Annotated in this window: 13 protein-coding genes; 10 read left to right on the forward strand and 3 right to left on the reverse strand. The window is 41.4% G+C overall.

Translation table 11 applies throughout. The annotated features are described in order from the left end of the window. Window positions 1–135: 135 nt before the first annotated feature. The 3 genes from gpsA to BCU75_RS03625 all read left to right on the forward strand — a co-directional run bounded on the left by gpsA (window position 136) and on the right by BCU75_RS03625 (window position 3,275). Window positions 136–1,182: an NAD(P)H-dependent glycerol-3-phosphate dehydrogenase gene (gpsA, locus tag BCU75_RS03615; RefSeq protein ID WP_102472951.1), complete on the forward strand. Its 1,047-nt coding sequence runs from the start codon at window positions 136–138 to the stop codon at window positions 1,180–1,182. 47 nt (window positions 1,183–1,229) lie between these two features. Further along, a complete protein-coding gene (cysE, locus tag BCU75_RS03620) occupies window positions 1,230–2,051 on the forward strand; it encodes a serine O-acetyltransferase (RefSeq protein ID WP_009847961.1) in 822 nt (273 codons plus the stop codon). A 72-nt stretch (window positions 2,052–2,123) separates the two neighbouring features. Then, window positions 2,124–3,275 carry a murein hydrolase activator EnvC family protein gene (locus tag BCU75_RS03625; protein ID WP_076676100.1) on the forward strand — a complete coding sequence of 384 codons (1,152 nt, stop codon included), beginning with the start codon at window positions 2,124–2,126 and terminating at the stop codon, window positions 3,273–3,275. Between the two features lie 61 nt (window positions 3,276–3,336). On the opposite strand, the gene BCU75_RS03630 is transcribed toward BCU75_RS03625, so the two are convergent. Next, complete coding sequence (locus tag BCU75_RS03630) at window positions 3,337–3,975, reverse strand: TetR/AcrR family transcriptional regulator (protein WP_076676097.1); 639 nt, start codon at window positions 3,973–3,975, stop codon at window positions 3,337–3,339. Between the two features lie 156 nt (window positions 3,976–4,131). Next, window positions 4,132–5,295, reverse strand: a complete 1,164-nt coding sequence (locus BCU75_RS03635; protein ID WP_076676095.1) for a nucleotide sugar dehydrogenase — start codon at window positions 5,293–5,295, stop codon at window positions 4,132–4,134. A gap of 152 nt (window positions 5,296–5,447) precedes the next feature. Between BCU75_RS03635 and rfaD the strand changes: the two genes are divergently transcribed. Then, window positions 5,448–6,389 carry an ADP-glyceromanno-heptose 6-epimerase gene (gene rfaD / locus BCU75_RS03640; protein WP_076676093.1) on the forward strand — a complete coding sequence of 314 codons (942 nt, stop codon included), beginning with the start codon at window positions 5,448–5,450 and terminating at the stop codon, window positions 6,387–6,389. A gap of 149 nt (window positions 6,390–6,538) precedes the next feature. Here the strand turns inward: rfaD and BCU75_RS03645 are convergent, their stop codons facing one another. Continuing rightward, window positions 6,539–6,907, reverse strand: coding sequence for a diacylglycerol kinase (locus BCU75_RS03645; RefSeq protein ID WP_102472952.1), 369 nt, complete (start codon window positions 6,905–6,907; stop codon window positions 6,539–6,541). Between the two features lie 197 nt (window positions 6,908–7,104). Here BCU75_RS03645 and coaD point away from each other — a divergent pair, with 197 nt between their 5' ends. The 6 genes from coaD to BCU75_RS03675 all read left to right on the forward strand — a co-directional run bounded on the left by coaD (window position 7,105) and on the right by BCU75_RS03675 (window position 13,233). Further along, a complete protein-coding gene (coaD, locus tag BCU75_RS03650) occupies window positions 7,105–7,587 on the forward strand; it encodes a pantetheine-phosphate adenylyltransferase (RefSeq protein WP_198592509.1) in 483 nt (160 codons plus the stop codon). Window positions 7,588–7,673: 86 nt separating this feature from the next. Next, window positions 7,674–8,651 (forward strand): glycosyltransferase family 9 protein, encoded by a 978-nt coding sequence (locus tag BCU75_RS03655; protein WP_076676087.1) that lies wholly within the window; start codon window positions 7,674–7,676, stop codon window positions 8,649–8,651. A 108-nt stretch (window positions 8,652–8,759) separates the two neighbouring features. After that, window positions 8,760–9,740, forward strand: coding sequence for a lauroyl-Kdo(2)-lipid IV(A) myristoyltransferase (gene lpxM, locus BCU75_RS03660; RefSeq protein WP_076676085.1), 981 nt, complete (start codon window positions 8,760–8,762; stop codon window positions 9,738–9,740). A gap of 1 nt (window position 9,741) precedes the next feature. Continuing rightward, a complete protein-coding gene (gene waaF, locus BCU75_RS03665; protein WP_076676083.1) occupies window positions 9,742–10,785 on the forward strand; it encodes a lipopolysaccharide heptosyltransferase II in 1,044 nt (347 codons plus the stop codon). Next, the gene (locus tag BCU75_RS03670) at window positions 10,737–11,966 is read left to right on the forward strand and encodes an O-antigen ligase family protein (protein WP_165690351.1); all 1,230 of its coding nucleotides are present in this window, start codon (window positions 10,737–10,739) and stop codon (window positions 11,964–11,966) included. The genes waaF and BCU75_RS03670 overlap by 49 nt, the downstream gene beginning before the upstream one ends. Then, window positions 11,956–13,233: a 3-deoxy-D-manno-octulosonic acid transferase gene (locus tag BCU75_RS03675; RefSeq protein ID WP_102472953.1), complete on the forward strand. Its 1,278-nt coding sequence runs from the start codon at window positions 11,956–11,958 to the stop codon at window positions 13,231–13,233. Before BCU75_RS03670 ends, BCU75_RS03675 begins: the two co-directional genes overlap by 11 nt. Window positions 13,234–13,895 lie beyond the last annotated feature (662 nt).

Here is a 13,895-nt window from a genome sequence, read left to right on the forward strand (position 1 = left end):
GCTTTTAAATGCACATCGTAACTTCTGCGATGTGCATTTTTTCTTTACACTGTACTAAGATTGAAAGCTCTTCCTATTTTAGTGGATGGCTTTTTCAGAACTCTTCGATTTCCCTCATTATTTTTAGGTGGAAGCATGACAGAAACAACTCGCCCGACGAACACGACGAACACTTACGGCAAAGAGATCACTATGACTGTAATTGGCGCAGGCTCTTACGGGACATCTTTAGCGATATCTCTAGCGCGTAACGGTGCCAACGTTGTTCTTTGGGGACATGATCCTGTTCATATGGCTCGTCTTGAATCTGAGCGTGCTAATAATGAGTTCCTGCCAAATATCGACTTTCCAGAAAGCCTAATCATCGAATCCGATCTTGAGAAAGTAGTAACAGCAAGTCGTGACCTTCTCGTTGTTGTGCCTAGCCACGTGTTTGGTATTGTTCTAAATAGCCTGAAACCCTACTTAGGTACGGATTCTCGCATCTGTTGGGCGACCAAAGGCCTAGAGCCAGAAACAGGCCGCTTACTTAAAGATGTCGCGCACGATGTGCTTGGTGATGGGTACTCGCTAGCGGTTCTATCAGGGCCTACTTTTGCCAAAGAGTTAGCGATGGGTATGCCAACGGCTATCTCTGTCGCTTCACCAGATGAAGTATTCTTAGAAGAGCTGCAAGAGAAGATCCACTGCGGTAAAACATTCCGCGTATACGCAAACTCAGATTTCATCGGCATGCAACTTGGCGGCGCAGTGAAAAATGTTATCGCAATTGGCGCAGGCATGTCGGATGGCATTGGTTTTGGTGCCAATGCTCGTACTGCACTGATCACGCGTGGTTTAGCTGAAATGAGTCGCTTAGGCGCTGCACTGGGTGCACAACCCGAAACCTTTATGGGTATGGCAGGACTGGGCGATCTAGTACTAACCTGTACTGATAACCAATCACGTAACCGTCGTTTTGGATTGGCTTTAGGTTCAGGTAAAGACGTCGATACTGCACAAGAAGAGATCGGCCAAGTAGTTGAAGGCTATCGCAACACTAAAGAAGTTTGGTTACTATCCGAACGTATGGGCGTTGAGATGCCAATTGTTGAACAAATCTATCAAGTGTTGTATCAAGGAAAAGATGCACACTTAGCGGCACAAGATCTCCTTGCTCGAGACAAGAAGTCAGAGCGATAACATCACGTATTACGTCGTGGAATGAAATAGATAAAACGGATGGTAAAATGAAACACTGTGAACAGCAAAAAGTTTGGCAATGCATTGTGAAGGAAGCTCGACAGCAGTCAGAACAAGAGCCTATGCTTGCGAGTTTTTATCATGCCACCATTATCAACCATGAAAGTTTGGGGGCAGCCCTCAGTTACATCCTAGCAAACAAGTTAAAGACAGCGTCAATGCCAGCAATGGCAGTGCGTGAAGTGGTTGAACAAGCATTCAAGCAGGATCAATCGATTATTGATGCTGCCGCTTGTGATATTTGCGCGACGGTAAATCGAGATCCTGCGGTCGAGATGTACTCGATGCCTCTACTTTATCTGAAAGGCTACCATGCTCTACAAGGCTACCGAGTAGCTAACTGGTTATGGAAGCAAGGCCGTATTGCGCTTGCCACTTACTTACAGAACCAAATCTCGGTTGCTTGCCAAGTGGATATTCACCCTGCCGCTCGTATCGGTAAAGCGATCATGCTCGACCACGCGACAGGCATTGTGATAGGTGAAACGGCCGTAGTCGAGAATGACGTGTCAATTCTTCAAGACGTTACCTTGGGTGGTACGGGTAAAGAAGGTGGCGATCGTCACCCTAAGATCCGCGAAGGCGTAATGATTGGTGCTGGTGCGAAAATTCTCGGCAATATTGAAGTGGGTGAAGGCGCGAAGATTGGTTCTTGCTCTGTAGTTCTGCAAGCTGTACCGCCTCATACGACTGTCGCTGGCGTTCCCGCAAAAATTGTCGGAAAACCGAAAACTGACAAACCCTCTTTGGATATGGATCAAGGGTTCAACGGTCGCTCTCAGAACTTCATTCATGGTGATGGAATTTAAGAGCAAATACTCGATTCGAGTAACCGAAATGCAAAAGACTAACAGCCGTTGTTGATAATGAATAAGAGCAAAATGACGATAATGATAAAACCAGTCCAAGTAGTTAGCACTGTTCTTTTGATATCTGCCAGCCTTTGTGTTGCTCTGTTATCTACATCGTCATTTGCCGCCTCTCAGGGGGAACTGAAAGGCGTATCAAGCGAAATATCTCGCCAACAAAAAAATCTTTCCTCACAGCAGAAAAAACTCGATAGCCTACAGGCAAACCTCAAGAAACAAGAACTGTCCATTGTGTCGCTTGAAAAGGCGATTCTAGACAGTAAAAAGCAACTCAATACGGCCAATGCAAATCTTGTTAACTTAGATACCAAGATTAAAGCGCTTACTACCCAGAAAAAAATCCATACCGACAAGTTAGAACAACTGATTCAAACTTACTACATGACAAGTCGAGCGAAGGCTTCTTCTCACATTCTCAACACAGGTGTGGAAGAAGATCGCATCAGTCACTATTACCAGCACCTTGCCAAAGCTCGCTCCGCAACAATCAAAACGATTGAGCAGACGCAACTTGAACTAGAAGAAAGCCATAAACAGCGTCAACTCGAGCAAGAACAAATTGCGACCCTGTTAAAACAGCAAACCACCAAGCGCGACAAGTTATCTAAGACTCAAACGCAACGTAAGAAAACGGTTGGCAGCATCAAGAAAAACATCTCGGGTGACAAAAATTACTTGGCAGAGCTTCAGCGAAATGAAACTCGCCTGAAAGCTGAAATAGCAAAAGCGGAGAAAGCGGCTCGAGAAAGACGTAATGCCGTACCAATGGATGGGTTAGCCAAACGTAAAGGCAAACTGCCTTGGCCAATCAAAGACAAAGTTCTGCATAACTACGGGTCACGCCAAACGGGTCAAATTAACTGGAAAGGTATGGTGATCAACGCTAAGTATGGTCAGCAAGTTAAGTCTGTTTATTCAGGTACGGTAGTATTTGCCGAGTATCTGCGTGGTTATGGCTTAGTGGTTCTTCTCGACCATGGTAAAGGTGATATGACGCTCTATGGCTTTAACCAAGCACTACTGAAAAAAGAAGGTGACAAGGTTAAAGCAGGTGAAGCCATCGCGCTTGCAGGTGACACTGGCGGCCAAACTCGTCCATCACTGTATTTTGAGATTCGCAGAAACAGCCAAGCTCAGAATCCAAAGAGCTGGTTGGTTAGGTAAGAGCAGATACGGGATTCGAGTATCGTTCTTCGAATCCCGTATATAGCTTACTCGCCTCTTTCTATTTAGAGTTCAAAGCCCTTACACCATCTTCCAATAATGTCAGCTGTTCAAAACCTTGAGTTGTCGCAATCGGTTTAACGGTCGCGATCATCTGCAGCATTCCTTGATGGACCACTTGCTCGGTAATTTGGGCTTTTGGAGACATTGCAGACTGATACGCCAACCAACCCGATGCGATCAAGTGAAGGGAAGTAACCATCGACTTCATTTCCGTATCCGTTGCTTTTAGCAAGTTCAACTCAACAAAGGCTCTCATGATATCAACAAGGTTCGTTTGCAATCTTTCTTGCACAGCCATGTAATCAAGGTGCAGTTTTTCATCACGTGACAATATTTCAGGTAGATTCGCATAGAAGAATCGGTACTTCCACATCAGTGTGAAGATAGAATCTAAGTAGGTCTTTAGTAGCGTCAGGCTTTCTTGCTGGCCTTGAATCGGCGTGAACCTTTCAAGCAACTCTGTTGAATAGAGAGTAAAGATATCACGGACAATTTCTTGCTTGTTACGGAAGTGGTAGTAGAGGTTACCAGGGCTAATCTCGATATGTTCAGCAATATGATTGGTCGTAATACTACGCTCACCGTGCTCATTAAAAAGCTCTAGAGCAGCGTAAACAATCTTGTCACGTGTTTTCATTAGTTATAAGGTCCCTATCCGTTTAGTGGTTCAGTATATCGCCACTAAGCGGATAGATCGAGCTGATAACATCTGGTCGAATTAGCAAACTCTAAAATTCTCTTTCAAACAATCACAACTGCAATTAATCGCGGCTGGAATCAACCGTGGCTGGAATCAATCACTGCCGAAGAGGTCTCGTGTGTAAACCTTATCTGCAACGTCTGCGAGCTCTTCTACCATTCTGTTGGAGACAATCACATCCGATGTGGCTTTGAACTCTTCGAGATCAGAATAAACCTTCGAGTTAAAGAAATGCTCTTCTTCTAAAACAGGTTCGAACACGACCACTTCAATACCTTTGGCTTTTAAACGCTTCATGATCCCTTGAATCGACGATGCACGGAAGTTGTCCGAGCCAGCCTTCATGATCAAGCGATAAATACCTACAATTTTAGGTGAGCGCCTAATAATCGAATCCGCAATGAAGTCCTTACGAGTGCGGTTAGCATCGACAATGGCACCCACTATGTTGTTAGGTACATCTTGGTAATTAGCCAACAGTTGCTTGGTATCTTTTGGTAAGCAATAACCACCGTAACCAAATGAAGGATTGTTGTAATGATTGCCAATTCGAGGGTCTAAACCCACACCTTCGATAATCTGACGAGAATCCAAACCGTGCGCTTCGGCGTAAGAATCGAGCTCATTGAAATAAGAAACACGCATCGCCAGGTAGGTATTCGAAAAGAGCTTTACCGCTTCCGCTTCTGTGGAATTAGTAAAGAGTACGTCGATATTCTCTTTTTCTGCGCCTTCAACCAAAAGATTCGCAAACACTTTAGCGCGTTCAGAACATTCACCAACGATAATACGTGATGGGTGTAGATTATCGTACAGGGCCCTGCCTTCGCGCAAAAACTCCGGTGAGAACATGACGTTTTTGCAGTTTAGCTCTTGCTTAACGCGCTCAGTATAACCAACAGGTACCGTTGATTTGATCACCATGACGGCATTTGGATTGATATCCATGACGTCTTTAATGACCGATTCTACAGAACTGGTATTAAAGTAGTTCGTTTTAGGGTCATAGTCGGTTGGCGTAGCGATAATAACGAAATCTGCATCTTGATACGCTTGCTTATCGGTTGTCGCTCGAAAGTTCAGCGCCTTATTTGTTAGAAAAGATTCAATCTCATTATCCACAATCGGTGACTGCTTTTTATTCAGCATCGCTACTTTGTCTTCAACAATATCAACCGCTACCACTTCATGGTTTTGTGCCAATAACATCGCATTAGATAAACCTACATAACCGGTACCCGCAACTGCAATCTTCATGATAATACCTATAATTTCGTGTGCTTACTGCGCACTAACCTAAGACTAAACTGCTCGTATCATACTCCGCTTCAAAAATTATTCCACTAGCTCGTCTTTATCATTCCTTGCTATACTCGCGGTAGTCTTATATTCAAAAGAGTAGGAAAAATATGATTATCGTAACTGGTGGTGCTGGCATGATCGGCAGCAATATTGTGAAAGCACTCAATGACGCAGGCCACAACGATATTCTAGTTGTCGACAACCTCAAGAACGGCAAAAAGTTCAAGAACCTTGTAGACCTAGACATCACTGATTACATGGATCGCGATGACTTCCTAACTCAAGTTATGGCTGGCGATGATTTCGGCCCTATTGAAGCTATTTTCCATGAAGGTGCGTGCTCGGCTACCACTGAGTGGGATGGCAAATACATGATGCTTAACAATTATGAGTACTCAAAAGAGTTATTGCATTACTGTGTTGAGCGTGAAATCCCCTTCCTATATGCCTCTTCTGCTGCGACTTACGGTGAGACAGATACTTTCATCGAAGAAAAAGAGTACGAAGGTGCATTGAACGTGTACGGTTACTCTAAACAGCAGTTTGATAACTATGTTCGCCGCCTACAAGCAGACGCTGCGGCTCACAACGAGACACTGCCTCAAATCACTGGTTTCCGTTATTTCAATGTTTACGGACCGCGTGAAGATCACAAAGGCAGCATGGCTTCTGTGGCCTTCCACCTAAACAACCAAATGAATGCCGGAGAGAACCCTAAACTGTTCGCAGGTAGCGAAACATTCCAACGTGATTTTGTGTATGTCGGTGATGTTGCAGCAGTAAACCTGTGGTTCTTAGAAAATGGTGTTTCTGGCATCTTTAACCTAGGCACCGGCAATGCTGAGTCTTTTGACGAAGTTGCCAAAGCGGTAATTAAGCATCACGGTAAAGGCGAAATCGAAACAATTCCGTTCCCTGAACATTTAAAAGGTGCTTACCAAGAGTTTACTCAAGCTGACTTAACTAAGCTGCGTGCGGCTGGTTGTGACCATAAGTTTAAGTCAGTAGCTGAAGGTGTAGCTGAGTATATGGATGAGGTTAACGGGTAAAAGTTCCTAGACCTATTCGATTCCTCATCGACTCACGATCAAGGATGAGAAACGTTACCTAGTGAGTACATCTGCATTGAGGTACTCACTAGCTAGATCCCTTGAAGTTGCCTAGTCAATGACGAGATCTCAAGAAGTAATCAGTATATTTAAAAAAAAAGAATATAACCCCAAACAAATGTAGCAAACATTAATGCGACCATAACAGCAGCAGAGCCTATGTCTTTTGCCCTGCCACTCAACTCATGCTGCTCAATTCCAATACGATCGACGACAGCTTCAATCGCAGAGTTAATCAACTCAACAATTAAAACCAACACAATGCTACCTAACATTACAATTCGCTCTAGCACCGATAGATCTAAGATGAAAGCCAACAGGATAGAAACGAATAGCAAAGCTAATTCTTGTCGGATAGCCGCTTCATATTTATATGCAGCCTTTAACCCTTGGATGGAATAATCTGTTGCTTTGATTATGCGGGTGAGACCTGTGTTACCTGGTTTACCATGAGTCATACGAAGAACCAAAAAATAAATTCATGAACAATAAAGTGTCTATTTTACACGGCTCTTCCCCTCTAGCATAATCTCGATACATTTATCACGCTTCTAGCCGTTCTATCCGTTCTATCCGTTCTATCCACATAATATGGCGACGAGAGCTGTAATGATCTAATATATGCATTGTTTTAAAGAACATGAGCAAAGAAGCCATGAAAAAAGCCATCTACCCAGGTACTTTTGATCCCGTTACCAATGGTCATCTTGATATTATCGGACGCGCATCCAACTTATTTGACCATGTTGTAGTAGGTGTGGCTGCTAGTCCTAGTAAAAACACCTTGTTTGACCTAGAGGAGCGAGTAACATTACTTAAGCAAGTATGCCAATCCTACTCCAATGTCTCCGTATTAGGGTTCAGCGGATTATTGGTTGACTTTGCTAAACAACAGAACGCTAATGTACTGGTTCGTGGGCTCAGAACCACAATGGATTTTGAGTACGAATTTGGTTTGACCACAATGTATCGCAGACTCATGCCAAATCTAGAGAGCATCTTCTTAACTCCAGCAGAAGAATATGCGTTTTTATCGTCGACTCTAGTACGAGAAGTGGCCATTCACGGTGGTGACATCACTCAATTTGTCCCAAAAGTAGTCAATAGCAACCTAGTGAAAAAAGTAAAAACTAGATAAGTTTTTTATTCCAAGTCGGTTTATTAAGTTATGTTGAGTTGTTAATATCAACTGGATAAACCCATTGGCAAACTTGAGTCTTTGTTTTGAAAAAAATCGCAATATTTACCCCCGGACGTAGACGTTTTGGTTCAGTTGTATTACAACTTCCGCTAATCAGTGCCTTAAGAGACTATTATGGTGAGTGCCAAATTACAGTTTGGACTGTCAATGAACCTGCTACTTGGTTGTGCGTCAACAATGGTGCTGACGATGTGATTGAGTACAAAGACATGTCTATCCCTTCATTACTCAAGCAGATAAACTCACGCAATTACGATGTGCTAGTTAATCTGCGCCGCAATAGCTCAAAGTTGCACCACTTGATAATGCCATTCGTCAATGCCAAAGAAAAATTTAGCCATAGTACCCAAAACTTAAATGCGCGAGCGTACGATTATCACGCATTAATACCTAAAAAAGATCGTTATATTGCTAATGCACACTTGCAAGCTCTCAACGGTGCGAAGAATACAAACTATCAAACATCAATAATAGATACGATCGCCGAAGGCCATGATATTGATAACTTTAAAAATGCACTAGTACTCTTACCTGGAGGAGGCGCGGGCAGCTTTAAACGGTGGCCGATACAACGATTTATTGATTCAGCAGAATCTATACTACAGAGTAATCAACAATTAGACGTTGTGTATATTGTACTTGGACCTCAAGAACAAGAATACAATGATGTCCTCCCTAGTTCGTTCAATGGTGTGCCAGTCGTCGTGTTTAACTCACCATCCATTGAACAGCTTGTCGCCATGGCAAGAAAAACTAAACTTACAATTGCAAATGACTGTGGGCCTGCTCATATATTTCAAATGATGCAGAATCCGTTGGTTATGATGTTTGGTTGGGGTTCAAATAACCTAAAAAAAATGCCGCAAGAAGTCATCAAAGAATGGTTTTTGTTTACGGACCGTTCCTTACCACTATTACCCAGTGACCCGAGCGGAAGTATAGAATCAATAAGCACCGATAAAGTCATCGCCTGCGGTAATGCGATGTTAAATTTACAGTAACTTAGTTGTGGTTTTCAGCCTCTTTATAGCGACATAGTTTGCTGATTAGATGAGTGTTATACTGAAACCGTTATCCTGTCATTGCTACTCAATCACTTTGGAATATTCATGAGCCAATCCTCTCGTAATGATTTTGACGAGTTAGCGTATAACCCGAGTTTCTCCCTGCATTTTATTGCTCCAAAATATTGGAGTACCTGGTTGTTCGTACTCCTTGCGATACCAATGGCTTTACTTCCATTTAAAGGACGATATTGGATAGCCGATAAAATTGCCTCTCGACTTACACAAAAACGTAAAGGAACCGTCGCAAATGCGTGGGTTAACTTAAAGCTTTGCTTCCCAAAAAAGTCTGAGTGCGAACGACAGAATATTATTCACCAATTGCTTGTTACCTCAGGCGTTTTCCTTATGGGCTTCAGCTTACTTAGTTTACGAGACAAGCATTGGTTAAAATCACAGTGTGAAATAAAAGGGATGGACAACCTAACAACGATTCTTGACTCAGGTAAGAATGTCATTCTTTTAGTCCCACACACTTGGGCGATTGATGTACCCGCTATTTTGTTCGCCTCTATGGGCATGCCTGTATCAGCGATGGCAAAAAAACAAAAGAATGAAGTTATGGACTGGTTGATGCACCGTCAAAGAGTGCAATACGGTGGTAGAGTTTATGAACGAAGTGGTGGCGTCAAACCATTCATCAAATCTGTGCGAGATGGTTACTTAGGTTATTACCTACCCGATCAAGATCACGGCCCAGAACATAGTATATTTGTTGATTTCTTTGCTACCCAGAAAGCGACTCTGCCCGGTTTAGGGAAATTGGCGAAAGTTAGTCGCGCAGAAATAGTCCCTGTCTATGCAATGATTGATTCAAAAACAGGAAAGTATGTCATTCACATTGATCCTGGGTTCAAAAATTTCCCTTCAGGCTCAGAAGAAAAAGATGCTAGAACTATGAACCACTACATTGAAACTAAAGCTTCAGTGAACCCAGAGCAATATATGTGGACTTTAAGGCTATTAAGAACTCAACCTGACGGAAAAAATTACTACCGCTTAGAACGTGAGAACGAACATAAATAACATGACTTCCAAATATAAAAAAATACTAATTATCGGCCCTTCTTGGGTTGGGGATATGGTGATGTCCCAGTCTTTATACAGTACGCTCAAGCAAAAACATCCGGAAGCACAAATCGATGTTATGGCTCCCGCTTGGTGTCGACCTATTTTAGAAAGAATGAAAGAAATCCATACAGCAATCGACATGCCAATAGGACATGGTGAATTTAATCTGAGTATGCGCCGTAAGCTGGGGATAACCTTACGTGACGAACGATATGATATCGCTTATGTTCTTCCTAAGTCTGTGAAATCCGCTCTCATTCCCTGGTTTGCAAACATTCCCCAAAGAGTAGGATGGAAAGGCGAAATGCGGTTTGGGTTGATTAATGATCGCCGAGACAATATGAAATCATTCGAGTACATGGTTGAACGCTATGTCGCACTGGCCCATCCCAGCAGTGAAATGATAGATTCGAGCTCTCTTGGTGGGCTTAACACCTTACCTAGACCGAAATTACAAATAGACGATAAAGCACAGCAAGCCGCTTTTAATAAATTTAACCTAAACATAGTTGACCTTGCAGCAGTAGGATTATGCCCCGGAGCTGAGTTTGGCCCCGCAAAAAAATGGCCGGAACAACATTATGCAGAAGTGGCAGAACACTTATGTAAATTAGGTAACCAAGTTTGGCTATTTGGTTCACAAAAAGATGTAGAATCATGTGAAAACATCAAAAACTTAGTGTCCAAAAAATTTATAGATAACGTCCATGTGCTAGCAGGAAAAACTAGCCTTATAGAAGCCGTAGACCTACTCGGTGCTTGTGAGACGGTAGTCAGTAATGATTCTGGTTTGATGCATGTAGCTGCAGCTGTTGGATGTAACGTAGTTGCCGTTTATGGTTCTACATCACCCAAATACACCCCGCCACTGGCTAAAAATGTTGAAATTGTACATACCGAAATCGAGTGTAGGCCATGTTTTAAACGTGAATGTCCACTGGGACATTTGAAGTGTTTGAAAGAGTTGCCAGCGAACAGAGTAATAGAACGATTAAAATGAAGTCAATCCATCCAATACTAATACCACTCCTGTACATTCCTATTATTTGGGCTTTTAGTGGCCTATTTTTATATTCAGATAGTTATAAAATCGCGATGATCAGTACTATTGTTGCTGCATTGTCGTCTGCATATCTTTTTAGTTTCAAGCAGATTTTAAAATGGTGCAAGAGGCGGAGACTATTGCCTTTATTCGCTCTTGCTGCTACTTATGCTGTCCTTTCTAAGGAGATACACGGGTATAATACTAATGAGATGAGAGGACTACTTACCCTATTAGTTTTAGGCATATTCACACCAAATGAAGCACTTATAAAAGTAAAAGAAAATTTGCACTGGCCGATGTTAATATTTAGCTTAATTGGAATAGCGTATATAGCATACCATGCAGTTTACCTTAAAATACCAAGAACCACATGGGATATCAACCCTTTACCTTACTCTGCCGCGATGAGTGCGGCCGCATGTTTATCGCTTTATCAGAGTATAAAAATGCAGAGTAAGACCCATAGACTCGTTATGTTCTTGGCTTTTGTTCTTTATGTATGCGCTATATTTTTAAGTGGAACTCGTGGTGCCTTACTGTCACTCTCTATTGTTAGCACCTTAATATTAGCATCATTCCTTATCACGAACCTAAGATCTGGTGCCTTATATTTATGTTTGGCCCTATCGGCTACATGCATCACTGCCACAATCTTTAAAGGCAGCATAGAGGCCCGTTATAACGATACAGTGAACGAGATTAAACACCTCGAGGCTGGCAACTTAAACTCTTCTATCGGTCAAAGACTTGAGATGTATCAGGCAGCACTAAATATCAGTATGCCGCCTAAGCTATTAGGTTATGGTACAGATAACCTCTCAAGCCTGAAGGACTCTCTTCACAAACAAGGGATGATAAGTAACGGGGCTGCAAAATTAAACAGCTTTCATAACCAATTCCTACACAACTTAGTCATTTACGGTTTTATTGGGTTTTGCATTACCCTATTGTGGTTTATCTATCCAACGTATATTGCCTGGAAAAATGAAAACATCTCCTTAGCTCCGATATTAATCGTGGGTGGCAGTTATTTTACCTCAGCCATGACGGATGTACCTTTGCAAAAGATTTACTCATTAGTTTTCTTTGGTGTGCTTCTGCTAATTTTATTGGAGGAGAGGCAAGTTGAAGATTAAATTATTTTTCGCAGCTTATAATTGCTTACTAGCTATCGTTGCGCCATTTTATTTATACAAACTATTAAAAACCAAAAAAAACAAACCTCGTATTGGTAGAAGATGGAAAGAGTACTTCGGGTACTGTAAACCTTTGCAAAAAAATAGTGACATAACCTGGATTCATGCGGTTTCAGTAGGGGAAGTGATTGCAATAGAACCGTTAATTAGACAAATAAAAAAGAATAAACCTGATACGACTTTGCTAATGACGACAACCACTTCAACAGGCGCTCTGGAAGTTCACAAACGTTTAGGTAACATTGTGAAGCATAGATATATGCCTATCGACTTTAAGTTATTTATCAATAACTTCATATCCCGTGTTTCACCAGATGAGCTTATCATAATGGAGTTGGAACTTTGGCCAAATTTATTCAAGGTTCTTGGGGATAGCGATGTTGATATCAAAATTGTTAATGCACGCCTTTCTGATAAGTCTTTAAAAAACTATCAAAAGGTAAATTCAATTATCGCGTCACTCATCGGTCAAATTAAAAATATCATATGCCAGTCCGAGAGAGATAAAACCAATTTTATATCACTTGGAGCTAAACAAAGCCAAGTCTGTGTTTCTGGAAATTTGAAATACGATATATCAGTTCCTAGCCAACAAGTTCAGCAGGGTAAACATTTAAAACACGCTATTCAGAAGCAAGTTATAGTTGCTTGTAGTACTCATTCGAATGAAGAGCAACAAATTATTGAATCTTTAGCACGCTCTGAACTACTCAACGAAGGAACGATTTTGATTATTGTACCTCGTCACCCTGAAAGGTTTGATGAAGTCTATCGTTTATCAAGCCATAACTACCAACTCAATACAATGAAGATGACTGACATTGACTTATCAAATATACCCACAGATACTCAAGTCTTGGTCGGGAATACGATGGGGCAAATGTTCATGTACTTATCTATGGCAGATGTGTGCATCATGGGTGGTAGCTTCATCGGGGAGAAAGTTGGAGGCCACAATGTTATTGAGCCCGCAGCACTTGCTTTACCGATCATATCAGGTAAAAGCTATTATAATTTCTTAGAAGTTACCCAACAACTTCTAATAGCTAACGCCATTACTATCGTCGAATCAAATGATGAATTAGCTCATACTGTCTTTGAGTTACTCCATGATAGAAAAATGGCCTCAATTATGGGCTTAAATGCACTCAAAGTTTATCAAGAAAATGAAGGAGCATTAGAGTACACCTTAAGTAAATGCATCTAATCTAGCTCTGGAACAATTGTGAAGAAACTGTCCTTGTGCTTTACAAAAGTCAAAATGCATTAAATCGTAATTCTATTTTTAACAATGTTATGAACAAAAACTTTATCTTAATTGTTCAAAAATATTTAACTATAAGCTTTCTTTCAGAAAATGTTTGGTCCGCAACTCCACCATCTCAATATGTATATAATTTTCAGCTAGATAAAATCGACAACAATTCAAATCAAAAATAAGCTAACAAATTAACTATTAGTAAGCTTCATTCAAAACTCTTGTCGCTATGATATCAGTCACTGGTAGACCAGGATGATTATGATCATAGTAAAGAGGAGTCCCTCTCTAACAGCATAACAAGAAACTGAAGATGTAACTCACATCCTATATCTTGCTTATCTTGATATCATCCATATTATTGAATGACTTATTCCTTCACACCGGTCGCGTCTAGAAAGCACTCTCGAACCCAAAAGTGATTCCCCATAGCTTCTAACGTATATACTAGATTTACTAAAAACTCTGATGCAATTCACCTCTTCCCCTCCCCCAACATATTAGAAAGTGATAACTTGGAAATACAACAAAATGAACATGCCCTAATTGGAATTTAGCTTTAGGGCCTCACAATCTTTCATATTAAACGATAATAATCCTTTCCAAACTTA

Source organism: Vibrio splendidus (assembly GCF_002873455.1).
Lineage (GTDB): Bacteria > Pseudomonadota > Gammaproteobacteria > Enterobacterales > Vibrionaceae > Vibrio > Vibrio splendidus_J.